The organism is Citrobacter sp. RHBSTW-00887 (assembly GCF_013728095.1).
Lineage (GTDB): Bacteria > Pseudomonadota > Gammaproteobacteria > Enterobacterales > Enterobacteriaceae > Citrobacter > Citrobacter braakii.
The window spans coordinates 1,597,353-1,621,416 of the sequence record NZ_CP056267.1; the positions used below are offsets into that span (position 1 = coordinate 1,597,353).

22 protein-coding genes are annotated in these 24,064 nt (G+C 51.7%); 13 read left to right on the top strand and 9 right to left on the bottom strand.

The window, feature by feature from the left end; translation table 11 throughout:
* Positions 1–273 precede the first annotated feature (273 nt).
* On the bottom strand, positions 274–477 hold the full coding sequence (locus HV314_RS07575) for a YfgG family protein (protein ID WP_047416419.1): 204 nt from the start codon (positions 475–477) through the stop codon (positions 274–276).
* A 350-nt stretch (positions 478–827) separates the two neighbouring features.
* Here HV314_RS07575 and HV314_RS07580 point away from each other — a divergent pair, with 350 nt between their 5' ends.
* Positions 828–3,098, top strand: a complete 2,271-nt coding sequence (locus tag HV314_RS07580) for a bifunctional diguanylate cyclase/phosphodiesterase (RefSeq protein ID WP_181547772.1) — start codon at positions 828–830, stop codon at positions 3,096–3,098.
* Here HV314_RS07580 and ppx read toward each other — a convergent pair.
* The 4 genes from ppx to purM form a co-directional block, all read right to left on the bottom strand.
* Positions 3,078–4,619 (bottom strand): exopolyphosphatase, encoded by a 1,542-nt coding sequence (gene ppx, locus HV314_RS07585; RefSeq protein WP_016153985.1) that lies wholly within the window; start codon positions 4,617–4,619, stop codon positions 3,078–3,080. The genes HV314_RS07580 and ppx overlap by 21 nt on opposite strands.
* A gap of 4 nt (positions 4,620–4,623) precedes the next feature.
* On the bottom strand, positions 4,624–6,690 hold the full coding sequence (gene ppk1 / locus HV314_RS07590; protein ID WP_003835119.1) for a polyphosphate kinase 1: 2,067 nt from the start codon (positions 6,688–6,690) through the stop codon (positions 4,624–4,626).
* 211 nt (positions 6,691–6,901) lie between these two features.
* On the bottom strand, positions 6,902–7,546 hold the full coding sequence (gene purN / locus HV314_RS07595) for a phosphoribosylglycinamide formyltransferase (RefSeq protein ID WP_047501589.1): 645 nt from the start codon (positions 7,544–7,546) through the stop codon (positions 6,902–6,904).
* Positions 7,543–8,580 (bottom strand): phosphoribosylformylglycinamidine cyclo-ligase, encoded by a 1,038-nt coding sequence (gene purM, locus HV314_RS07600; RefSeq protein WP_019077369.1) that lies wholly within the window; start codon positions 8,578–8,580, stop codon positions 7,543–7,545. The genes purN and purM overlap by 4 nt, the downstream gene beginning before the upstream one ends.
* A 295-nt stretch (positions 8,581–8,875) precedes the next feature.
* On the opposite strand from purM, the gene HV314_RS07605 reads away from it, so the two are divergent.
* From HV314_RS07605 to HV314_RS07620, 4 genes are all read left to right on the top strand, one after another.
* Positions 8,876–10,306 (top strand): 6-phospho-beta-glucosidase, encoded by a 1,431-nt coding sequence (locus HV314_RS07605; RefSeq protein ID WP_109018231.1) that lies wholly within the window; start codon positions 8,876–8,878, stop codon positions 10,304–10,306.
* Positions 10,307–10,490: 184 nt separating this feature from the next.
* Positions 10,491–11,117, top strand: a complete 627-nt coding sequence (gene upp, locus HV314_RS07610; RefSeq protein WP_003835110.1) for a uracil phosphoribosyltransferase — start codon at positions 10,491–10,493, stop codon at positions 11,115–11,117.
* A gap of 95 nt (positions 11,118–11,212) precedes the next feature.
* The gene (gene uraA, locus HV314_RS07615) at positions 11,213–12,502 is read left to right on the top strand and encodes a uracil permease (protein WP_016157119.1); all 1,290 of its coding nucleotides are present in this window, start codon (positions 11,213–11,215) and stop codon (positions 12,500–12,502) included.
* A 95-nt stretch (positions 12,503–12,597) separates the two neighbouring features.
* Positions 12,598–13,299 (top strand): DnaA inactivator Hda, encoded by a 702-nt coding sequence (locus tag HV314_RS07620; RefSeq protein WP_200049399.1) that lies wholly within the window; start codon positions 12,598–12,600, stop codon positions 13,297–13,299.
* A gap of 35 nt (positions 13,300–13,334) precedes the next feature.
* Here HV314_RS07620 and arsC read toward each other — a convergent pair whose 3' ends face one another.
* Positions 13,335–13,694, bottom strand: a complete 360-nt coding sequence (gene arsC / locus HV314_RS07625; RefSeq protein ID WP_046275209.1) for an arsenate reductase (glutaredoxin) — start codon at positions 13,692–13,694, stop codon at positions 13,335–13,337.
* A gap of 86 nt (positions 13,695–13,780) precedes the next feature.
* Complete coding sequence (gene bepA, locus HV314_RS07630; protein ID WP_047501595.1) at positions 13,781–15,244, bottom strand: beta-barrel assembly-enhancing protease; 1,464 nt, start codon at positions 15,242–15,244, stop codon at positions 13,781–13,783.
* A 226-nt stretch (positions 15,245–15,470) separates the two neighbouring features.
* Here bepA and HV314_RS07635 point away from each other — a divergent pair, with 226 nt between their 5' ends.
* The 4 genes from HV314_RS07635 (at position 15,471) to iadA (ending at position 18,999) form a co-directional block, all read left to right on the top strand.
* Complete coding sequence (locus tag HV314_RS07635; RefSeq protein ID WP_016153975.1) at positions 15,471–16,535, top strand: AI-2E family transporter; 1,065 nt, start codon at positions 15,471–15,473, stop codon at positions 16,533–16,535.
* A 166-nt stretch (positions 16,536–16,701) separates the two neighbouring features.
* Entirely contained in the window at positions 16,702–17,361 is a 660-nt protein-coding gene (locus tag HV314_RS07640; RefSeq protein ID WP_181547774.1) for a nucleoside recognition domain-containing protein, read from the top strand.
* 1 nt (position 17,362) lies between these two features.
* Complete coding sequence (locus tag HV314_RS07645; protein ID WP_181547775.1) at positions 17,363–17,824, top strand: YjiG family protein; 462 nt, start codon at positions 17,363–17,365, stop codon at positions 17,822–17,824.
* A gap of 11 nt (positions 17,825–17,835) precedes the next feature.
* The gene (iadA, locus tag HV314_RS07650; RefSeq protein ID WP_181547777.1) at positions 17,836–18,999 is read left to right on the top strand and encodes a beta-aspartyl-peptidase; all 1,164 of its coding nucleotides are present in this window, start codon (positions 17,836–17,838) and stop codon (positions 18,997–18,999) included.
* A gap of 115 nt (positions 19,000–19,114) precedes the next feature.
* Here the strand turns inward: iadA and bcp are convergent, their stop codons facing one another.
* Both bcp and HV314_RS07660 read right to left on the bottom strand, forming a co-directional pair.
* The gene (gene bcp / locus HV314_RS07655) at positions 19,115–19,585 is read right to left on the bottom strand and encodes a thioredoxin-dependent thiol peroxidase (protein WP_003835095.1); all 471 of its coding nucleotides are present in this window, start codon (positions 19,583–19,585) and stop codon (positions 19,115–19,117) included.
* Positions 19,585–20,157: a glycine cleavage system transcriptional repressor gene (locus HV314_RS07660; protein WP_019077363.1), complete on the bottom strand. Its 573-nt coding sequence runs from the start codon at positions 20,155–20,157 to the stop codon at positions 19,585–19,587. Before HV314_RS07660 ends, bcp begins: the two co-directional genes overlap by 1 nt.
* A gap of 145 nt (positions 20,158–20,302) precedes the next feature.
* Here HV314_RS07660 and dapA point away from each other — a divergent pair, with 145 nt between their 5' ends.
* The 4 genes from dapA to ypfJ all read left to right on the top strand — a co-directional run bounded on the left by dapA (position 20,303) and on the right by ypfJ (position 24,052).
* Positions 20,303–21,181, top strand: a complete 879-nt coding sequence (dapA, locus tag HV314_RS07665; RefSeq protein WP_016153972.1) for a 4-hydroxy-tetrahydrodipicolinate synthase — start codon at positions 20,303–20,305, stop codon at positions 21,179–21,181.
* Positions 21,182–21,197: 16 nt separating this feature from the next.
* Positions 21,198–22,232, top strand: a complete 1,035-nt coding sequence (gene bamC, locus HV314_RS07670) for an outer membrane protein assembly factor BamC (protein ID WP_016153971.1) — start codon at positions 21,198–21,200, stop codon at positions 22,230–22,232.
* A 111-nt stretch (positions 22,233–22,343) separates the two neighbouring features.
* A complete protein-coding gene (gene purC / locus HV314_RS07675) occupies positions 22,344–23,057 on the top strand; it encodes a phosphoribosylaminoimidazolesuccinocarboxamide synthase (protein ID WP_003835086.1) in 714 nt (237 codons plus the stop codon).
* Positions 23,058–23,185: 128 nt separating this feature from the next.
* Positions 23,186–24,052: a KPN_02809 family neutral zinc metallopeptidase gene (ypfJ, locus tag HV314_RS07680; protein WP_016153970.1), complete on the top strand. Its 867-nt coding sequence runs from the start codon at positions 23,186–23,188 to the stop codon at positions 24,050–24,052.
* The last annotated feature ends 12 nt before the right edge of the window (positions 24,053–24,064 follow it).

A 24,064-nucleotide genomic window follows, 5' to 3' on the forward strand; every position in this document is an offset into this window, starting at 1 on the left:
TATTTGAGCGCAGTGTATCTTTTTTATATCCAGTACACTGGAACGTAAAAAAATCAGCGCGAATGGCGCGGTGAAGTGGGATTAAAAGATGGTGTATTTGTGCGAAAAACACGGTTGATTATCCGATATATCAGCACGTGTGGGCGGGCAAGACTGCGTGAAGTTTCATCACTCAAATCCCTTACCGGATGGTTAAATGTCAGGCGATTAGCCATCCGGTAAGGAATCTTAATGCTGTAGTATCATCGGCTCGGCTCGGCTCGGCGCGAGCGATCAGCGTACGTCAGTTTGTGCAGGAGATGCCTGTTGCGGCAGGGTGATCTGCTGAGATTCTTTTTTGTTCTGGTGGTGGTGCCACGCACCTATGGCGGAGTAGACGAAGCGTCCGAAGAAGAAAAGAAAGCTGATAAGCAGTACGATCCGGATCATGCGACTGTTAAATCGGTGTCGTTTGCGTAGGCTGGTAACCTGGCTCACAAAAGGTTCCTTGTAGTGTACCCAACTGAGGGCGATAGTCACATTAAGGCATACTGTGAGGGAATGGTCAATTTTTCGTTATGTAAAATTGCTTCAGTTGTTTTATCTATTTATGTTATGGAAATTAATATTATTATTTGCATTAATAATGAGATAACGATAAAAAACCATGAAAAGAGTAATAATTGATTAATGAGGGACTTATTTATTGATGTGTATCAAGCATCACCCTTTGCTGACAACTAAAATTGATGAGTCATTTTAATGTATTTAACTTTATCGTTTTAACGTCAGGTGGGATGCCTGTCCGAATACCCCCTGCAGGATGTGCGGGATTCTACTGAGCATCTATGAAACTCAATAAAAATTATATTGGTATTAGAGATAGATGGTGGGCGTTACCTCTCATCTTGCCTTCCTTGCTGTTGCCTATATTGAGCACTGCTAACACCTATGCCCATATTAGTACCGGGAACGTAATTCTTTTCTACCTGCCTTTAGCGCTGATGATTAGCCTGATGTTGTTTTTTGGCTGGGCGGCATTACCAGGAATTATCATTTCCATCATCTGGTACAAATATCCGCAGGTTGGGTTATTTGAAATGCTCTCAATAATTTCGCACTTTATAGTTACGATAGTGCTCAGTTGGGGAGGGTATAAAGTTTTTGCTCCCCGGCGGAATAACGTTTCTTACGGTGACTCCCACCTGATGTTTCAGCACATGTTTTGGCAGGTTTTCTGCCCGGCAACGCTGTTTCTGCTATTCTTCCATTTCGCCGCGTTTGTGGGCGTCTATGAGAGCAAATCCGGTATGGTGGGCGTTATGCCCCTTAATACCGGCACGTTGATCAACTATCAGGCCATGCTGGCCGGGAATCTGGTTGGGGTTCCACTGTGCTACTTTATAATTCGCACGATTCGTAATCCTTTGTATATCAGAGGCTATTTATCTCAATTAAAGCAGCAGTTTGATAACAAAGTTACCAAAACAGAGTTTGCGGTCTGGTTGATTATATTGACCATACTAATGACATTGTTGTGTATGCCGCTAGATGAGAAAAGCTCGATATTTAGCACGAATTATACCTTGTCACTGATGCTGCCCGTCATGCTATGGGGAGCTATGCGTTACGGTTATAAATTTATTTCGTTAATATGGATGCTCGTACTCATTACAGCAATTCATTATTATCAACGCTATATGCCTTGGTATTCGGGTTACGATGTGCAACTTGCCATTACCTCATCGAGTTACCTGGTTTTCTCCTTCATCGTGAATTTTATTGCCGTACTGGCAACGCGCCAGAGAATTGTCGCCAGACATTCTCATCGTCTGGCCTTCTTTGACCCCATGGTGCATATTCCGAATTTGCGCGCTTTGAACCGGGATTTGAGAAAGGCGCCATGGTCAGTGCTTTGCTTTTTGAGTGTTCCGGGTATGGAACTGCTGGTGAAAAATTACGGCATTATGCTGCGTATCCAGTACAAGCAAAAACTTGCCCAGTGGGTAAAGCCATTGCTGAAACAAGATGAGCATGTCTATCAGTTATCGGGTAATGATTTAGTTCTGCGTTTTAACACCGAGTCGCATCAGGAGCGTATTGAAGCGCTGGACAGGCATATCAAGCAGTTTCGTTTTATCTGGGATGGCATGCCTTTACAGCCGCAGGTGGGGATTAGTTTTTGCTATGTCCGTTCTCCTGTTAACCACATCTACTTGTTACTGGGGGAGTTAAGCACCATCGCCGAGCTTTCTCTGGCGACCAATGCGCCAGAGAATTTGCAGCGCCGAGGCGTGATGCACCTGCAACGTGACCTGAAAGATAAGGTTGCGATGATGAATCGTCTGCAGCTGGCGCTGGAGCACCATCGCTTTTTCCTGATGGCGCAGCCGATTTCAGGCGTGCGCGGCGATGTTTATCATGAAATTCTGCTGCGGCTAGAGGGGGATGATGGTGAAACCATCGGTCCTGACAGCTTCTTACCGGTAGCGCATGAGTTTGGATTGTCATCCAGCATCGATCTGTGGGTGATTGAAAATACGATGAAGTTTATGGCACAGAATCGGGAAAAAATGCCCGCCCGTCGGTTTGCTATTAACTTATCTCCCACATCGGTATGCCGGGCCCGGCTTCCGCATGACATCAACCAGCTACTGATTAAGTACAAAGTTGAACCGTGGCAGCTGATTTTTGAAGTAACGGAAAGTAATGCCTTAACCAATGCGGAACAGGCGCAGGCAACGTTACTGCAGCTGCAATCATTGGGCTGTCAGATTGCGATTGATGATTTTGGTACCGGATATGCCAGCTATGCGCGGCTGAAGAATGTGAATGCCGATATCCTGAAAATTGATGGCAGCTTTATTCGCAACATCGTTTCGAATAGCCTCGACTATCAAATCGTGGCCTCTATTTGCCATCTGGCGCGGATGAAAAGAATGCTGGTGGTCGCGGAGTACGTCGAAAGCGAAGAAATACGCAGTGCGGTAATTTCGCTGGGGATTGATTACATGCAGGGGTATTTGATTGGTAAACCGCAGCCGTTGCATGAAATGCTGGAAGAACAGGTGCCAGAAGAACTGGCACCTGCTGAGAGCTTATGCGGCGATATCGGGTGAACTCTCTTCTTCAATTTTGAGTCGCCAGCCGGTAACGGCTTCCCAGTATTGCTGCTCTTTTTCCAGATCGAGCAGCACCAGCGCATTCTGGCTAAACCAGTCATGCGGAAAGCGTAAGGTCCAGTGGTTGTCGTCGGTAATTAGGGTCAGCGTCGGTGGCGTGGTGGTCGCTTGTCGCTGATTATTCAGCAGCACGCCCAGTCGCAACAGCTGAATTAATGGCAGAAACTGTTTTTTCTTGAACAGCGTAAAGCGGGGCAAATCATCCAGTTTCACCGCTTTGCGATGATATCGAACCAGGGTTGCCATCATCAGCTGTTGTTCCTGATTGAAACCCGGTAAATCGCTGTTTTGGAGGATATACGCCGAGTGGCGATGTAAACCGCTGTGGTTGATGTTCAGCCCAACCTCATGCAGCATCGCCGCCCAGCGCAGCAACGCTTCCAGTTGTGGATTGGCCAGCTTTGGCTGCTGCGTATGCCACTGATCGTACATTTGCATCGTCGTTTCCAGTACGCGCCGGGCCTGTTCGCTGTCGATGTTGTACTGGTTCGCCAGGCTGCTCGCGGTACGGCTGCGAACGTCCTGGTGGCGAAAACGACCTTCCATTTCATACAGCACGCCTTCGCGTAGTGCGCCATCAGAAAGGCGGAGTTCGCGGATAGCCAGTGCGTCAAAAACGCCGCACAGAATCGCGAGTCCCGGCACAAACACCGCTTTTCGCTCTTCAGACAGCCCCGGCAGGCTGAGCGCATCGAATGACGCATGCTTCAGCACTTCAGTTCGCAGTTTGTCCAGGCGTTCAGGGGTGATAAAACCATCTTTCTCACCCATCTCCAGCAGCACTTCGTGTGCCGCTTTAATCGTGCCCGACGCGCCCAGCGCAACGTTCCAGCCCTGAATGCGAAACTGCCAGGTTAAGGTTTCAAGCTTTTGCGCTGCCGCCATGCGCGCACGCTGGAAGTTTTCCCGACTAATAGCGCCGCCCGGGAAATACATCTGAGCAAAACTGACGCAGCCCATACGACGACTTTCCACCAGTTTGGGCTCGAAATCTTCGCCGATCACCAGTTCTGTTGAACCACCTCCGATATCAATAACCAGCTTACGACCCTTTTCCGGCTGGGTGTGCTCCACGCCCATAAAAATCAGTCGGGCTTCTTCATTACCGGAAATAATCTCAATCGGGTAGGGGATAACTTTTTCTGCTCGCTTGAGAAAATCGGTCGCATTTAGCGCCTGACGCAAAGTATGGGTTCCCACGATGCATACGCTTGATGGGGGAAAGCCCTGCAGACGTTCGGCGAACAGCGACAGGCAGCTTAATCCGCGCTCCATTGCCTCTTCGCTCAGCTTGTTATCTTCGCCGAGGCCATCCGCCAGATGAACGCGCTGTTTCAGTCGCCCGATAATCTGCATTGCGCCATCAACCACGCGGGCAATGACCATATGGAAACTGTTTGAACCAAGGTCGACCGCAGCAAATTCCTGCGGTCGTGGAGTCTTGTCGTGTATTGGCATAGCGTTAGTCAGGTTGCTCGAGTGATTTGATGTAGTCGTATATCGCCAATTGTGACTGAACCTTACGGCGGTTTCCGCGCGGTACGTAGCGATTACTGAGTTCTTTATCGATGAAGCGAGCCTTCACCGTGTCGCTGAACAGGATATCGATAATATCCAGCACCCGTTGCTTAAGACGCGGGTCCAGCAGCGGGGTGGCGACTTCGATGCGATAGTCGATATTCCTGGTCATCCAGTCTGCGGAGGAGAGGTATACCTGCTTGTCGCCACCGTTTTCGAAGATATAAACCCGGTCGTGTTCAAGGTAGCGGTCAACTATGCTTATCACGCGAATATTGTCGCTAATGCCTTCCAGGTTCGGAATCAAAGAGCACATACCGCGAATCAATAAATTGACTGGCACGCCTGAGCTTGAGGCCGCATAGAGACGATCAACCAAGCCTTTATCGACCAGGTTATTCAGTTTTAGGGTGATACCGGAAGGCTGTCCTTGCTGCGCGTTGGCGATTTCTTTGTCAATCATCGCGTACAGCAAACGGCGCGAGTTCTGCGGAGAAACCAGCAGATAATCGAACGTCACCGGACGATACGGGTTCTCGATGAAGTTGAACACCCGACGAACCTCGTTGGTAATGCGTGAGTCGGCGGTAAGTAACGAATAGTCGGTATAGAGACGCGCCGTTTTTTCGTTGAAGTTCCCCGTCCCGATATGCGCATAGCGCACAACTTCATCACCTTCTTTACGCGAGATAAGGAACAATTTGGCGTGAATTTTCAGGCCCGGCGCGGAGAAGATGACGTGAACGCCTGCCTCGGTAAGACGCTTGGCCCAATGAATGTTGGCTTCTTCATCAAAGCGAGCCTGCAACTCCACCACCACGGTGACTTTCTTACCGTTGTGCGCAGCATGGATCATCGAATCAATGATGCGCGAGTCTTTGGCCACACGGTAGATGTTGATTTTAATCGCCAGCACGCTCGGATCGAAAGAGGCCTGGCGCAACAGTTCAAGAACGTGCTCAAAAGTGTGATACGGATAATATAGCAGCACGTCGCGTTCGCGAACGGCGTCAAAGCCGTTACGAAACTTCTCGTTATCGAACCAGATATGGCGCAAACGCGGTAGCGGTTTGTTCACCAGGTTAGCTTTGCCAACGTTGGGGAAATTAATAAAGTCTTTGAAGTTATGGTAACGCCCGCCAGGAACAATCGAGTCGTAGCGAGAAATCGTCAGCTTTTCACGCAGTACCTCGACCAGCGCATTGGGCATGTCGCGCTGATAGACAAAACGTACAGGCTCTGCGGTCAGACGCTGTTTCAGGCTGGACGACATCAGCTCCATCAGGCTCGATTCCATCTCGTGCACCAAATCGTATTCGGCGTCGCGAGTCATTTTCATCGAATAGGCGTTCAGCGCATCGTAATCAAAGAACCCTTTGAAAATGTCGTCAAGGCAGTAGCGTAAGATGTTGTCCAGCAGGATCATCGGTTTGCGACGGCGCGGGGTTTCCGGCGGTAGATTCACAAAACGGGGAACCTTGTCGGAAGGGATTTCCAGCAGCGCGTAGCGGATCGTATCGCCGCGGATAATTTCCACCGCCAGATAGGTGTAGTCATCTTTCAGAAACTGAACTAAATCCGTCTCGCGGTTGATCAGGATCGGTGTAATGTGCTGGCGAAGATATTGTTTGAAGTAGTGGCGTAACCAGCTCTGTTGATTGACCGACAACTGACGTTCATTGATAAGGAAAATCTGGTTGCGCGCCATCTCCAGCAGCAACTCGTTGTACAGGCCGTCAAATTCCTGATCGGCTTTTAATACGCGGGCCTGGATTTTACCTAACAGATGGCGGGAGTGAGAGTTTGAACCCTGTTCTTCGCTAATAATGATTCGGCGCTTCAGTTCGGCGAAACGAACCTTATAAAACTCGTCGAGATTATTGGAATAGATGCCTAAGAAACGCATCCGTTCGATCAACGGGTTTGACTTATCAGCAGCTTCCTGGAGTACACGTTCGTTGAACGCTAACCAGCTGAGTTCTTTCTCGATGTATAGCTTTTCCTGACCCATTACAACTTTTACTCCGTTTCATTCACGGGACACTACCGATTTATTATGGCGAGCATTGCTCTCAGATGTCCAACAGTGCCAGAAAAATATGACAATAAACCGTCTGATAGCAAAGAGAAAGGGGGGAGCGTAGATGAATACCGGAGATGTTAACCGGAAAAGGTATTTATGCCTGTAAACCGGATGGTGAGATCCGGTTTACAGGTTGATTTTATTCTTCGTCGGCGGCGTAGCCTTGTGGCGGCAGACGAACGCCGTCCAGCCATGCTGCGTTATCACGCATTTTCAGGCGACCATCAGTAAACCAGCTTACCACCAGCGGGTAAATGGTATGTTCCTGGGCCTGGACTCGTGCCGTGACATCATCTTCGCTGTCGCCTTCAAATACCGGAACCTTGGCCTGGAGAATAACCGGTCCGCCGTCCAGTTCATCGGTGACGAAATGGACGGAGGTGCCATGCTCTTCATCGCCGTTTTCCAGAACCTGACGGTGCGTGTGCAGGCCAGGATACTTCGGCAATAAAGACGGGTGGATATTCAGCAATCGTTCAGAATAGTGAGCAACAAACGTCGGACTTAGAATGCGCATATAACCGGCCAGCACCACGACATCGGGGGCATAAGCGTCGATCTCTTGTATCAGTTGCTGGTCGAATGCTTCGCGACTGGCAAACTGGGCGGCTTCCAGCGAGTGTGCAGGAATATTCGCTTCGCGTGCGCGCTCAAGGCCGAACGCATCGGCCTTGTTACTGAATACTGCACGTATGGTGCCATTGATTTTATTCTGTTCGCAGGCATCCATTATCGCCTGCAAATTGCTTCCGTTGCCGGAAATGAGCACCACAATGTTTTTCATTCAATGACCACACGCTGTTCGGAATCAGAAGCTTTGATGATACCGATTTTCCATGCGTTTTCACCTTTCTCATTGAGCAAAGCAAGGGCTTTGTCCACTTCAGAAGCTGGCAGGGCGATAACCATGCCTACGCCGCAGTTAAAGGTGCGATACATCTCATGCTGGCTGACGTTACCCGCCGTTTGCAGCCAGTTGAAGACGGCTGGCCACTGCCATGAAGATTCATCGATCACAGCCTGCGTGTTGTCTGGCAGAACGCGTGGAATATTTTCCCAGAAACCACCGCCGGTCAGGTGGGCAATGGCATGCACATCAACCTTCTCAATCAGTTCCAGAATGGATTTGACATAAATGCGGGTCGGGGCCAGTAAGTGATCGGCCAGCGGCTTGCCTTCAAGCTCGGTGGTTTCCGGGTCACAACCGCTGACTTCAACAATTTTGCGCACCAGAGAGTAGCCGTTGGAGTGCGGACCGCTGGAGCCGAGTGCAATCAGTACGTCGCCGTCAGCCACTTTTGAACCGTCGATGATCTCTGATTTTTCGACGACGCCAACGCAGAAGCCTGCCACGTCGTAATCTTCGCCGTGGTACATCCCCGGCATTTCAGCCGTTTCACCGCCGACAAGCGCACAGCCAGACTGCAGACAGCCTTCGGCAATACCGTTAATGACGCTGGCTGCGGTATCCACATCCAGTTTGCCGGTAGCATAGTAGTCGAGGAAAAACAGCGGCTCAGCGCCCTGAACCACGAGGTCGTTGACGCACATTGCGACGAGGTCAATGCCGATAGTGTCGTGGCGTTTCAGATCCATCGCCAGACGCAGTTTTGTGCCGACGCCATCAGTGCCGGAAACCAGTACCGGTTCACGATATTTTTGCGGCAATGCGCACAGCGCACCGAAGCCACCCAGACCACCCATAACTTCCGGACGACGAGTTTTCTTTACTACGCCTTTGATTCGATCAACCAGAGCATTACCTGCATCAATATCAACACCGGCATCTTTGTAGCTAAGAGAGGTTTTATCGGTCACTGCCTGCTTCCCCACATGTTTACTTGCAGTAAAAGTTAAATTCGGCGCAATTCTAACAGGGAAAGCAAACGTTTGCGAGCCTGCTCTGCATCAAGTTTTATGTGCTGATTTTTTCAGCATTTTACAATCATTTATCTATTTGTTTGAACTGCGCCACGAAAATGAAACCGGGTACAGTCTTGTGCTTGAAACCTGCCAGCTGAATACACAGTATCGTACTGAAACCGGTTTCTGTTTTCTGTTGCGGACTTCATCAACAGCGTTTTGCACAGAGTAATCACGAGAGGGGAAGGGTATGTCAGGATTTAAAGCAGATTTCATGTGGGGTGGTGCCGTAGCCGCTCATCAACTGGAAGGTGGCTGGCAGGAAGGTGGAAAAGGAATTAGCGTTGCCGATGTCATGACGGCGGGGGCGCATGGCGTGGCGCGTGAAATCACTGACGGTGTGATTGCTGGTAAAAACTACCCTAACCACGACGCCATCGATTTTTATCACCGCTATAAAGACGACATTAAACTGTTTGCCGAAATGGGGTTTAAATGTTTTCGCACTTCGATTGCCTGGACGCGTATTTTCCCCTTAGGCGACGAAGCGCAACCCAATGAGGCTGGCCTGCAGTTCTATGATGACCTGTTTGACGAATGCCTGAAATATGGCATTGAACCGGTGATTACGTTGTCGCATTTCGAGATGCCATACCATCTGGTGACGCAATATGGCGGCTGGCGCAACCGCAAACTTATCGATTTCTTTGTCCGTTTTGCCGCAGTGGTTTTTACCCGTTACCAGCACAAAGTGAAGTACTGGATGACGTTTAATGAAATTAACAACCAGGCAAATTATCACGAAGACTTCGCACCTTTTACTAACTCTGGCCTGAAATATCAGCCCGGTGAAGACCGCGAGCCGGTTATGTACCAGGCGGCGCACTATGAACTGGTGGCAAGCGCGCTGGCGGTAAAGGCTGCGCGTGAGATTAACCCGGCATTGCAGATAGGGTGCATGATTGCCATGTGTCCTATCTATCCACTGACCTGCGCGCCGGACGATATGATGATGGCGATGAACGCCATGCACCGGCGTTATTGGTTTACCGATGTCCATGTGCGCGGCAAATACCCGCGGCATCTTCTCAACTACTTTGCCCGGCGTGGCTTTGATCTTGATATCACTGAGGAAGACCGTCAGGCGCTGACTGAGGGTTGTGTCGATTACATCGGCTTTAGCTACTATATGTCTTTCGCAACGCAGGCCACGGCAGACAACCCACAGCTGGACTACGACGAGTCGAAAAGTCTGGTTTCCAACCCGTACGTGCAGAAATCGGACTGGGGCTGGCAGATTGATCCCGTCGGTCTGCGCTATTCGCTGAACTGGTTCTGGGATCATTACCAACTGCCGCTGTTTATCGTCGAAAACGGCTTTGGTGCGATTGACGTGCAGCAGGCCGACGGCTCGGTAGATGATTCCTATCGTATTGACTATATGGCCGCACATATCAGCGAAATGAAAAAAGCGGTAGTGGAAGATGGTGTGGACCTGATGGGTTATACCCCGTGGGGTTGTATTGACTTAGTCTCAGCCGGGACGGGGGAGATGAAAAAACGCTACGGCTTTATCTATGTTGATAAAAATAATGACGGAAGCGGAACGTTAGCACGCTCGCCGAAGAAATCTTTTTCATGGTATCAAAACGTTATCCAGACCAATGCTGAATATCTATAAAATTCATAGTATTGACAGCCAGCCCCGCCAATAATGCGGGGCTTGTTTTATACTCATCATCCAGACGCAAACGACTTTGGTTGATCCATATCAAGCGTATCCAGTGTTGCGCCAGAGACGAAAAGCGGTATAATCCGGCGATTTTTTTTTGTGGTTGCCACTCGTCTGAGGAAAGGAGAAGAGTATGAAGATCGTGGAAGTCAAACACCCACTCGTCAAACACAAGCTGGGACTGATGCGTGAAAACGACATCAGCACTAAACGCTTTCGTGAACTCGCCTCGGAAGTTGGCAGCCTGCTGACTTATGAAGCAACCGCTGGTCTGGAAACCGAAAAGGTGACCATTGAAGGCTGGAACGGTCCGGTTGAAGTTGACCAAATCAAAGGTAAAAAAATCACCGTTGTGCCAATCCTGCGTGCGGGCCTGGGCATGATGGAAGGCGTACTGGAAAACGTTCCGAGCGCGCGTATCAGCGTGGTTGGTATGTACCGTAACGAAGAAACGCTGGAGCCGGTTCCGTACTTCCAGAAGCTGGTATCTAACATCGATGAGCGTATGGCGCTGATCGTTGACCCGATGCTGGCAACCGGCGGTTCCGTTATCGCCACCATCGACCTGCTGAAAAATGCAGGCTGCACCAGCATTAAAGTGCTGGTCCTGGTTGCGGCACCGGAAGGTATCGCGGCACTGGAAAAAGCGCACCCGGATGTTGAGCTGTACACGGCCTCCATCGATCAGGGGTTGAACGAGCACGGATACATTATTCCGGGGCTCGGCGATGCCGGCGATAAGATTTTTGGTACCAAGTAAACGAATAAGTGAAAAGAAGCCGACTTTAAGAGTCGGCTTTTTTTTGAATATAACAACCCAAGGCTAATAACAAACAACACTCAGAGGAAAACACTATGACGCGCCGTGCTATCGGGGTGAGTGAAAGACCGCCGCTTTTACAGACAATCCCGCTTAGTTTGCAGCACCTGTTCGCCATGTTTGGCGCAACGGTACTGGTGCCAGTCCTGTTCCACATCAACCCGGCTACCGTTCTGCTGTTTAACGGCATTGGTACGTTGCTGTATCTCTTTATCTGTAAAGGTAAAATTCCTGCGTATCTGGGTTCCAGCTTCGCATTTATTTCCCCGGTACTGCTGTTGCTGCCGTTAGGATATGAAGTGGCGCTGGGTGGTTTCATTATGTGCGGCGTTCTGTTCTGCCTGGTTTCTTTCATCGTTAAGAAAGCAGGAACCGGCTGGCTGGATGTCATGTTCCCTCCTGCGGCGATGGGCGCAATCGTTGCCGTCATCGGTCTGGAGCTAGCTGGCGTCGCTGCGGGCATGGCGGGGTTACTGCCAGCAGAGGGACAATTACCGGATTCAAAAACCATCATCATCTCAATGGTGACGCTGGCGGTTACGGTATTTGGCTCTGTACTGTTCCGCGGTTTTATGGCGATTATCCCGATTCTGATTGGGGTGCTGGCCGGCTACGCGCTCTCCTTCGTGATGGGGGTCGTGGACACCACGCCGATTGCGCAGGCCCACTGGTTTGCTCTGCCAACGTTCTACACGCCGCGCTTTGAATGGGTTGCCATTCTGACCATCCTGCCGGCGGCGCTGGTGGTCATCGCTGAACACGTTGGACACCTGGTGGTAACGGCGAATATCGTGAAAAAAGATTTGATTCGCGATCCTGGCCTGCATCGTTCTATGTTTGCCAACGGCCTGTCTACGGTTATCTCTGGTTTCTTCGGCTCTACGCCGAACACCACGTACGGCGAAAACATTGGCGTAATGGCGATTACTCGTGTTTACAGTACCTGGGTTATCGGCGGCGCGGCAATTTTTGCCATTCTGCTCTCCTGCGTTGGCAAACTGGCGGCGGCGATCCAAATCATTCCGCTGCCGGTCATGGGGGGCGTATCGCTGCTGCTGTACGGCGTGATTGGTGCTTCCGGTATTCGCGTACTGATCGAGTCAAAAGTTGATTACAACAAGGCGCAAAACCTGATCCTGACCTCGGTTATTTTGATCATCGGCGTGAGTGGTGCGAAAGTTCACATTGGTGCCGCTGAGCTGAAAGGCATGGCGCTGGCGACCATTGTTGGCGTTTGTCTGAGCCTGATTTTCAAAGTTATCAGCCTGCTGCGTCCGGAAGAAGTCGTGCTTGACGCGGAAGATGCCGACAGTCCGCAACAGTAAATCTCTTACCGGGTGGCGATGCTGCCCGGTTCTATCACGACGTATTTCTGTGTTAAACTCAACGCGATTTTATGAAATCCTGGGTTGAGGTATCTCTGAACACACCGGCACAGCTCTCTTTGCCACTTTATCTTCCTGACGACGAAACTTTCGCAAGTTTCTGGCCGGGGGATAACTCCTCTTTACTGGCTGCACTGCAAAACGTGCTGCGTCAGGACCATAGCGGGTATATTTATCTCTGGTCGCGTGAAGGCGCTGGCCGTAGTCATTTGCTGCATGCAGCTTGTGCGGAACTGTCCGCGCGCGGCGATGCGGTAGGCTATGTGCCGCTCGACAAGCGTACCTGGTTCGTCCCCGAGGTGCTCGACGGTATGGAGCATTTATCGCTGGTATGCATCGATAACATCGAATGTGTGGCCGGGGATTCGCTGTGGGAAATGGCGATCTTTGATCTCTACAACCGCATCCTGGAGTCGGGGAAAACGCGTCTGCTGATCACCGGCGATCGCCCGCCAAGACAGCTGAATCTGGGGTTGCCGGATCTCGCCTCGCGCCTGGACTGGGGACAAATCTACAAGCTGCAGCCGCTTTCCGATGAAGATAAGCTGCAGGCGTTGCAATTACGCGCCAGACTTCGTGGGTTTGAACTGCCGGAAGATGTGGGACGCTTCCTGCTCAAGCGTCTGGATCGAGAAATGCGTACGCTGTTTATGACGTTGGATCAGCTTGATCATGCATCGATCACCGCCCAGCGTAAGCTGACCATTCCATTCGTAAAAGAGATACTGAAGCTGTAAGCGCCGCAGCCGAAGAGACTGCGGCAGGTTTCAGGTTAACCGATGATTTCCAGTACCTGCTCCGGCGGGCGTCCAATTCTCGCCTGGCCTTTGGCAACCACAATCGGGCGCTCCATCAATTTCGGGTTTTCCACCATTGCCTGAATCAGCGCATCTTCACTCAGATTTACGTCCGCCAGATTAAGTGACTTATAGAGATCTTCTTTCTGGCGCATCAGCTCGCGCGCGCTGGACATGCCCAGCATCTGCAACAATTCACGCAGGGTTGTGGCGTCAGCCGGGGTTTCCAGATACAACACCACTTCCGGGTCCACGCCGTTGGACTTCAGTAACTCCAGCGTTTCACGGCTCTTGGAGCAGCGTGGGTTATGGTAGATTTTAATCGCGTCTGACATGACTTCTCCTTGCATAACAATCCTGCCGGATGGCGACCAAAGGCCTTATCCGGCCTACATATCGCCATCCGGCAAGGGTTCGATAATTACATTTTCGTATACGGTTTAAAGCGCTCTTGCAGTTGGCGTAGCTGGTCGATACGGGCATCGTATCTGGCCTGCTGCTGGCTACCCAGCTTGACCTGTGAGCTTGCGCTGCTGAGCATCGAAATCGCCTGATCCAGACGTCCTGCGAGGGCATACCCTTCCGCGCGGGCCGCCAGCTCCTGATCGCGGTTGTTCAGGTTGGCTTCCGTTTGCGCTAACAGATCCCAGCCGTTAGGGTCGTTCTTATGGTTAAACGTATAGCGATTCAGGATGGTCGCTGCCTCTTTGGCTTGCCCGGCCTGTAAATACGCATTTGCCAGGTTGAGCTGCAGTACCGGGTTGGTGCGCAGGTCGCGGGCGTTTTTCAACCGATTAATGGCATCGCTGGTTTTCTTCTGGCCGAGATCGATATCCGTTGCCAGGTCGAGATACCAGGCATTGTTAGCATCTGCCGCCAGCAGCGGTTGCAGTGCTTTACGTGCCTCGTCATATTTACTGGCCTCCATTGCCTGCAATGCCCGGCCATACTGCGCCGCACGTTGCTCACGTATGTTGCCTTTCGACCAGTTACTCAGCAGGTCATCGGTCAGCTGGTTGCGACCAGAGTTGTACATGCCTAAGGTGCGTGCCTTGGCCAGATAAAAATCTTCTGAAGACTGGACGACAGCCGGACGCATTTGGTTGGCGCGGTTACGGGCATCCGACAGACGGCTTTCTGGCAGGGGGTGAGTCAGCAAAATTTCTGGTGGACGCGAAGAGTAACGGGCCTGATCGAGCAATTTTTCCAGAAACGTCGGCATGGCCTGGGGATCGAATCCCGAGCGTTGCAGTACCTGAATACCTATGCGGTCTGCTTCCTGTTCGTTTTGCTGCGTAAAGCTAATCATCCCCTGACGTGTACCCGCCAGCGTACCGGTCAGCGCCGCCATACCTGCTTGCGGGCTGGCCATCGCCAATAAAATTGACCCTAACGCACCCACCCACGTTAGCGGCGCGCTGCGTTTCTGGTCTTCCATTGCGCGCGCCAGGTGACGCTGCGTAACGTGGGAAATTTCGTGCGCCATAACCGATGCCAGTTGGCTTTCGTTATCGGAATAGCGGAACAGTGCGGAGTGCAAAACAACGTTGCCGCCAAAGAAAGCAAAGGCGTTGATTTCATCGTTGTTAATCAAAAAGAAGGTGAAGGGCGTTTTTACCGAGTCGGCGTGCGAGACCAGACGCATCCCCAGCGCATTAATGTATTGCGTCAGCAACGGATCGTTAATTAATGGCGCACTGCCGCGCAGTTGGCGTACATAATAATCGCCCATCTGCATTTCCTGTCCTATGGAAAGCGTACTCCCTGCCGAGGTTCCCATATCAGGCAGGGTGTCCGCGGTTTCTGCAAATGCGGGCGCAACCTGACCGATGGTCAGTGCAGCAATGAGGGTAGCAACCAGGTTTTTTTTCAACTGCCTGAACATAACCTCTGTCCTGTATTCTTTTTTGAGATAGCCATTTGACCAATGCCGTGAAGTATCGTTCACACTCCGCAAGCTTAGGGAGTGTAACTGCGAAACCTGACGATGAACACCCAGGAAAAATGTCTTTTCACTTTGCGTAATCCGCTATAAAAAGCGAAGTCTTTTTTGTGACATTTCGATACAATTCGGGATCGCAATCCCGCTATTGGATTCATGGAAGGGTTTTATGCTCGAAATGTTGATGCAATGGTATCGCCGCCGCTTTAGCGACCCCGAAGCCATCGCCTTGCTGATTATTCTGGTTGCCGGTTTTGGCATCCTGTTCTTTTTTAGCGGTCTTTTGGCGCCGCTGCTGGTCGCCATTGTGCTGGCGTACCTGCTCGAATGGCCGACAGTACGGCTGGAACATATTGGTTGTTCACGGCGTTGGGCGACATCGATTGTTTTGGTGGTGTTTGTCGGTATTTTGCTGCTGATGGCGTTTGTGGTAATGCCCGTTGCATGGCAACAGGGGATCTACCTGATCCGCGATATGCCCGGCATGCTCAATAAATTGTCTGATTTTGCCGCCACCTTACCGCGGCGTTATCCGGCGCTGATGGATGCGGGCATTATTGATGCGATGGCGGAGAATATGCGCTCGCGAATGCTCACCATGGGCGATTCGGTGGTGAAATATTCGCTAGCTTCACTGGTCGGATTGCTGACGCTGGCGGTGTATCTGATTCTCGTCCCGTTGATGGTGTTCTTCCTGATCAAAGATAAAGGACAAATGCTGAACGCTGTGCGTCGGGTGCTGCCGCGTAATCGCGGACTGGCGGGGCAGGTGTGGAAAGAGATGAACCAGCAAATCACCAACTATATCCGCGGCAAGGTGCTGGAAATGGTGGTGGTCGGCGTGGCGACCTGGCTCGGCTTCCTGCTGTTTGGCCTCAACTATTCGCTGCTGCTGGCGGTGCTGGTAGGCTTCTCCGTGCTGATCCCGTATATCGGCGCTTTCGTGGTCACTATTCCGGTGGTCGGTGTGGCATTGTTCCAGTTCGGGCTTGGCACCGAGTTCTGGAGCTGTTTTGCCGTATACCTGATAATCCAGGCGCTGGACGGTAATTTGCTGGTGCCGGTGCTGTTCTCCGAGGCGGTAAATCTGCATCCGCTGGTGATTATTCTCTCAGTGGTGATATTCGGCGGCCTGTGGGGATTCTGGGGCGTATTCTTTGCGATTCCTCTGGCGACGTTAATCAAAGCGGTAATGCATGCCTGGCCGGATGGTCAGGTCGTTGATGAACCCTAATCTGTTTGCTCCGGCGATGCAATGTCGCCGGAACCGAACTTGTCTGACCTCTATCCACACATTCTGAATAATCTCCTCTGGTGTCGTTTTTCTCTGCGTTTGTCTTTAACTTGACCCGCGTGATGTCTTTAAGTCACGCAAGGAATAAGGCCAACAGGAGAACAAAATGGGTCACAACACACACACGCAGCAGAAGGTGGGATGGGGCGGATATCTCGCTTTTTTTATTACGATTATTCTTTTTTCCGGCATGTTTGCGAAAAGTACCGAATGGTGGCGAGTCTTTGATTTCACCGTTCTCAACGGTGCGTTTGGGCAGATTAATGCGGCGGGGGACACGGCGGTCTCTTTTCGCGGCTCGGGCGGTATGGGCGCAAAAGACGGCTTCTTATTCGCGCTTGAGCTGGCGCCTTCCGTCATTCTTTCACTCGGGATAATTTCCGTCACCGAAGGGCTGGGAGGGTTGCGTGCGGCGCAGCAACTGATGACGCCAGTCCTGCGCCCGTTACTCGGTATTCCGGGTATTTGTTCGCTGGCGCTGATTGCGAATTTGCAAAATACCGATGCTGCGGCAGGGATGACTAAAGAAATGGCGGAAGAGGGCATTATCACTGAACAGGAACGTGCCATTTTTGCCTGCTGGCAAACCAGCGGCAGTGCGTGTATTACCAACTATTTTTCCTCGGGTGCTGCGCTGTTTACGATGGTTACCGTTCCGGTGATTACGCCGCTGGCGGTGATCCTTGTCTTCAAATTTGTGGGTGCGAACCTGCTGCGTTTGTGGATTGCGCAGCTGGAAAATCGCCGTACGCAGCAGGAGGCGTGAGATGACAACGCAAGTACGTAAAAACGTCATGGATATGTTTATCGATGGCGCACGGCGCGGATTCACTATTGCAACAACCAGCCTGTTGCCTAACGTGGTAATGGCGTTTGTGATTATTCAGGCGCTGAAGGTGACGGGACTGCTCGAGATTGTCGGGCGGGTATGTGAGCCGGTAATGGCGCTGTGCGGACTGCCGGGGGAATCTGCTACCGTACTGCTGGCGGCGGTGATGAGTATGGGAGGCGGCGTCGGTGTTTGCGCCAGCCTGGTTGTCGCCGGTACGCTTTCGGGACATGATGCTACGGTGCTGTTACCGGCTATCTACCTGATGGGCAATCCGGTGCAAAATGTGGGACGCTGTCTGGGTACCGCGGGGGTCCATCCCCGTTATTACCCGCTTATTATTGCGGTATGCGTAATTAATGCGCTGCTCTCTATTTGGGTTATGCAGGTTATTGCCTGACAAGGAAGGTTATGAACTGTTCCATTCTTAATTTGACGTTGTTCCAGCAGGGACACGTGTACGCGCCGGAAGATTTAGGACGCCAGGATATACTGGTGTCTGGCAGCAAAATTGTTGCCATCGCGCCGTCGATTTCCCCTGACGATTTTCCTGGCTGCGAGTGTATCAATCTTGACGGTGCGATTGTGTGCCCAGGATTTATCGATCAACACGTCCATCTGATTGGTGGCGGCGGAGAAGCGGGGCCGCACACCCGCACGCCGGAAGTGCGCTTGTCGCGGCTGGTTGAAGCTGGCGTCACCTCGGTGGTGGGATTGCTGGGGACAGATGGTATTACCCGTCACCCTGAATCGCTGCTGGCGAAAACCCGCGCGCTGGAATTTGAAGGCATCAGCGCATGGATGCTGACCGGGGCGTATTCTCTGCCTTCCCCGACCATCACCGGCAGTATCGATCGCGATGTGGCGCTGATCGATAAAATCATTGGCGTGAAATGTGCTGTTTCGGACCATCGTTCTTCAGCCCCGGACACCTCGGCGCTGGCAAACATGGCGGCGCAGTCGCGCGTTGGCGGATTGTTAGGGCGCAAGCCGGGGATTAGCGTCTTCCATATGGGCGACAGCCCGCGCATGCTGGAGCCGTTGTACCAGATCCTCGAAAGTTGCGATGTACCGATTACCAAGCTGCTGCCCACACACGTCAATCGTGCGGAACCGTTGTTTCAGTCGGCGCTGGAGTATGCCCGCAAAGGCGGTTATATCGACATTACCAGCAGCATTGATGAACCCGTCGACCCGGCCACGGCTATCGCCACGGCGCTACGCCAGAACGTGCCGCTGTCGCGTATTACCTTGAGTTCGGATGGCAACGGTAGCCAGCCGGAATTTGATGACTACGGTAATCTTACCGGCATCGGTGTCGCAGGGTTTGAATCACTGGCTGAAACAGTGCGCCAGTTGGTGAAGGTTCATGCCATACCGCTGGAACTGGCGCTGTGTCCGCTGACGCGAACGGTCGCAGAATTTTTGGGACTGGAACATAAAGGGCGTCTGGCGGTGGGATGCGATGCCGACATTCTGGTGCTCAATGATGCGCTTGAAGTTCATCACCTGTGGGCGAAGGGAAAAGCCGTCGTCAGAGAGAAAAAAGCCTGTGTAAAAGGGACGTTTGAATAAACGACGTTGATGCCGGATGGCGGCGTAAACGCCTTATCCGGCTACGGAGTTATGCGGATGGCGGCCTGATAAGACGCGTGGCGTCACCATCAGGCGCTATCCGGCAAAATGTAAATCAGGCGTTCTCTTTCAGCCAGTTCATTACCACGTCGTGGTGGTTGCTGGTTTTGAAGTCATCAAACACATGCTCAATTTTCCCTTCAGCATCAATCAGGAAGCTGATGCGGTGGATGCCATCATAGGTTTTGCCCATAAATGACTTCTCACCCCAGACGCCGAACTGCTCGCAAACCTGGTGATCTTCGTCGGACAGGAGCGTGAAGTTAAGGACTTCTTTCTCCGCGAATCGGGAAAGCTTCTCTGGTTTATCGGTGCTGATTCCCAGCACTTCAACACCTGCTTTTTTTAACTCATCCATGTTATCGCGCAGGCCGCAGGCCTGTACGGTACAGCCGGGTGTCATGGCTTTCGGGTAAAAATAAACCAGAACACGCTGTCCCTGGAAGTCGGTTAAATTTACTTGTTCTCCGTCTTGATCCGGCAAGCTAAATTTCGGTGCGATATCACCGGCTTTCAGTGGGTTCATTACTTAACTCCATCCTGTTCATCATGCTGTGAGTAATTGACGACGTTAATACTGCCTTGCGCATTGAGTTCTGTACAGAGTGCTTTAAACGCATCTTCAATATTTGCCGAATCATGTGACGCAGGACTATGTGCGGTAATTTGAATAAACAGCTGTGCCGCCTTTTCGTTCTCAGCCGGTTGCGTGCGTGAAACCAGTTCCGCAATATTCATTTGGTGGCTGTCAAACAGGGCGGTAAAGCGTTCAATCAAATGCGGAGAATCAGGAACATCGACCTGCACCCATACCGTAGCGGGCATCGCCGGACGGGGGCGTGCGGTCGTGCGCTTCATCACAATCAGTAAATCCAGCTCTGCACCTTTCAACGGCAAGGTTGATTCAATTAGGGTAATGGCATTCCAGGTGCCCGACAGCAACATGATAAACGTGAACTCGTCACCCAGCATGGCCAGTCGGCTGTCTTCGATATTACAGCCGCAACTGCTGACATGACGTGTGATGGTGTTCACAATTCCCGGGCGGTCAGCACCCAGCGCAGTAATGACCAGATAGTGTTGCGATGACGATGTCAAACCTGTTCTTCCTTTGAGCGGTGAGGTAATCATAAGGAAAGCATAAAAAAAACATGCATACAACAATCAGAACGGCTCTGGTCGCTTGCTTTTATTGTCGTACCAAACGTACCATTGAGACACTTGTTTGCACAGAGGATGGCCCATGTTCACGGGAAGTATTGTCGCGCTTGTTACGCCGATGGATGAGAAAGGTAAAGTCTGCCGGTCGAGCCTGAAAAAACTGATTGATTATCATGTCGCCAGCGGCACCTCGGCGATCGTTTCGGTTGGCACCACCGGTGAGTCTGCCACCCTGAGTCATGATGAACATGGCGATGTGGTGATGATGACCCTGGAGCTGGCCGACGGGCGTATTCCGGTGATTGCCGGAACCGGCGCTAATGCGACCGCGGAAGCCATTAGTCTGACGCAGCGTTTCAACGACAGTGGTGTTGTCGGCTGCCTGACGGTGACGCCTTACTACAACCGCCCAACCCAGGAAGGTTTGTTCCAGCATTTCAAAGCCATCGCTGAACATACTGACCTGCCGCAAATTCTGTATAATGTACCGTCCCGTACCGGCTGCGATATGTTGCCGGAAACCGTTGGTCGCCTGGCGAAAGTAAAAAATATTATCGCTATTAAAGAGGCCACGGGGAACTTAAGTCGCGTTCACCAGATCAAAGAGCTGGTTTCAGACGACTTTATTCTGCTCAGCGGTGATGACGCGACCGGATTGGATTTTATGCAGCTCGGTGGTCATGGCGTGATTTCCGTGACGTCTAACGTTGCGGCACGCGATATGGCCGAAATGTGCAAACTGGCGGCAGCCGGGAACTTTGCCGAGGCGCGGGTGATTAACCAGCGTCTGATGCCGTTACACAACAAACTATTTGTCGAACCCAATCCTATCCCAGTGAAATGGGCGTGTAAGGAGTTGGGACTTGTGGCGACCGATACGCTACGTCTGCCGATGACGCCAATCACGGATAATGCTCGTGAAATCGTCAAAGCGGCGCTTAAGCATGCCGGTTTGCTGTAAAGTTTAGGGAGATTTGATGGCTTACTCAGTACAAAAGTCGCGCCTGGCCAAGGTTGCGGGTGTTTCGCTTGTTATGTTGCTCGCGGCCTGTAGTTCTGACTCGCGTTATAAGCGCCAGGTGAGCGGTGATGAATCCTATCTGGAGGCCGCACCGCTTGCTGAGCTTCACGCTCCAGCTGGGATGATTCTGCCGGTTATGTCGGGTGACTATAATATCCCAGTCACCAACGGCAGCGGTGCCGTTGGTAAAGCGCTGGACATTCGCCCGCCGGCTCAGCCGTTAGCATTAGTCACCGGTGCTCGCACTCAGATCGCGGGTGATACGTCGACATTGCTGGTGGAAAATGGTCGTGGCAACACGCTGTGGCCACAGGTCGTTAGCGTCATTCAGTCTAAAAACTACACGATCACCAAACGTGATGATGCCAGCCAGACGTTGACCACCGACTGGGTTAACTGGAACCGTCTGGATGAAGACGAGCAGTACCGTGGACGTTATCAAATCTCGGTTAAACCGCAGGGTTATCAGCAAGCGGTAACGGTGAAACTGATTAACCTCGAGCAGGCGGGTAAACCCGTAGCTGATCCAGCATCAATGCAGCGTTACAGCGCTGAGATGATGAACGTTATCTCCGCAGGTCTGGATAAGAACGCCACTGATGCCGCGAATGCCGCGCAGAACCGCTCTGCCGCCACCATGGATGTTCAAAGTGCTGCCGATGACACCGGTTTACCGATGCTGGTGGTACGTGGACCGTTCAACGTGGTATGGCAACGTCTGCCGGCAGCGCTTGAGAAAGTGGGGATGAAAGTGACCGACAGCACCCGTTCTCAGGGCAGCATCGCCGTGACCTACAAACCACTGTCTGATAGCAACTGGCAGGAGCTGGGCGCAAGCGATCCGGGTCTGGTATCCGGCGACTATAAACTGCAGGTCGGTGATTTAGACAACCGCAGTAGCTTGCAGTTTATCGATCCGAAGGGGCATACCCTGACGCAAAGCCAGAACGACGCGCTGGTCGCCGTCTTCCAGGCAGCGTTCAGTAAGTAAAAATAAAGGGCTGGATAACTCCAGCCCTTTTTTTCTGATATGATACGCAAACGTGTGCGTCGGCAGAAAAACGCAATATTTATCGTTAATTCACACCCAGGAGTAATAAAGATGCAAAAGCAAGCTGAGTTGTATCGTGGTAAAGCGAAGACCGTATACAGCACGGAAAACCCGGACCTGTTGGTGCTCGAATTCCGCAATGATACGTCAGCAGGGGATGGCGCGCGCATTGAACAGTTTGACCGTAAAGGCATGGTGAACAACAAGTTCAACCATTTCATTATGACTAAACTGCAAGAAGCGGGCATTCCTACCCAGATGGAGCGACTGCTTTCCGATACTGAATGTCTGGTGAAAAAACTGGAGATGGTACCGGTTGAATGTGTGGTTCGTAACCGCGCAGCAGGCTCCCTGGTTAAGCGTTTAGGCGTTGAGGAAGGTATTGAACTGAATCCGCCGCTGTTTGATCTGTTCCTGAAAAACGATGCTATGCACGATCCAATGATTAACGATTCCTATTGCGAAACTTTTGGTTGGGTGAGCAAAGAGAATCTGGCGCGTATGAAAGAGCTGACCTACAAAGCCAACGACGTGCTGAAAAAGATGTTTGATGATGCCGGTCTGATTCTGGTCGACTTCAAACTTGAATTTGGTTTGTATAAAGGTGAAGTGGTCCTGGGCGATGAGTTCTCACCGGACGGCAGCCGTCTGTGGGACAAAGAAACGCTGGATAAAATGGACAAAGATCGCTTCCGCCAGAGCCTGGGCGGCCTGATCGAAGCCTATGAAGCCGTCGCGCATCGTCTGGGTGTGAAGTTAGACTAATCCTCCCCTGAGCCGGCGATCGCTCTCCGGCTCATCAATCCCGCCGATTTTGATTACTGTTTCTTATGGTAATCCTGTTCCGAACCGCCTACGATCATCATCATAATGAATAAAAAGTTGAGGTGATTATGCGCTGGCAAGGGCGTCGTGAAAGTGACAATGTGGAAGACAGACGAAATAGCTCCGGTGGCGGCCCTTCTATAGGCGGCCCTGGTTTTCGTTTGCCTAGTGGTAAAGGCGGCATCATCCTGCTGATTGTGGTGCTGGTGGCGGGATATTATGGCGTGGATCTCACCGGATTAATGACCGGCCAGCCAGTTTCCCAACAGCAATCATCACACTCCATCAGCCCAAATGATGATGAAGCAGCAAAATTCACCTCGGTGATTCTGGCCACCACGGAAGATACCTGGGGGCAGCAGTTTGAAAAAATGGGCCGGACCTACCAACAGCCGAAGCTGGTAATGTATCGCGGAGCGACGCGTACCGGCTGTGGCGCGGGTCAGTCCGTGATGGGGCCGTTTTACTGCCCGGCGGATGGTACGGTGTATATCGACCTCTCATTTTATGATGACATGAAAAACAAGCTGGGCGCCGATGGTGATTTTGCTCAGGGCTATGTTATCGCCCATGAAGTGGGCCACCACGTGCAGAAACTGCTGGGTATTGAACCGAAAGTTCGCCAGATGCAGCAGAATGCCTCACAGGCTGAGGTGAACCGTCTTTCCGTACGTATGGAACTGCAGGCGGACTGCTTTGCCGGCGTCTGGGGCAACAGTATGCAGCAGCAGGGCGTGCTGGAGTCCGGCGACCTGGCAGAAGCGCTGAACGCCGCTCAGGCCATTGGCGACGATCGCCTGCAGCAGCAGGGACAAGGACGCGTTGTGCCAGACAGCTTTACCCACGGCACTTCTGAGCAGCGGCTTAGCTGGTTCAAACGCGGTTTTGACAGCGGCGATCCGGGACAATGTAATACTTTTGGTAAAGGCATTTAAGCTACTGAGGCA